The following is a 405-nucleotide window of genomic DNA, read 5'->3' on the forward strand; positions in this document are numbered from 1 at the left end:
GCTCCAGCAACTGACCCACTTGGCAAACGCCGCAAGCGGCAGCTATCCCCTCGGCAGCAGCGGGCTCTGGCATGGCGGTGTGCATTTTGATGCGGGAACGGCGGGCACGCTGGACCAGTCGAGCGTGCACTGCATCGCGGACGGTGAAGTGGTGGCCTATCGCATTGATGAGCAGTCGCCTGACACGACGTATTTCGTCAATAAACAGCTCGTTTCAAAGCCGTTCTCGCGTAATTTCGTGCTGGTGCGACACCGCTTGCAGCCGCCTGCCATCAAGGGCAGCACGGACACGCCGCCGAGTCTGATTATTTACAGTCTCTACATGCATTTGCGGGATTGGGCGGCGTACGAAAAAGACTCGGCTGTCGTCAGGCCAGGATTTTGGAAATCCGGATCGACCCTTCA

General features: G+C 58.5%; 1 pseudogene. It reads left to right on the forward strand.

Annotated elements, in window-relative coordinates:
* A pseudogene (locus IFT47_RS27315) lies at positions 1–405 on the forward strand (hypothetical protein); the annotation flags it as partial.

This window comes from Pseudomonas sp. CFBP 13711 (genome assembly GCF_014842265.1).
Classification (GTDB): domain Bacteria; phylum Pseudomonadota; class Gammaproteobacteria; order Pseudomonadales; family Pseudomonadaceae; genus Aquipseudomonas.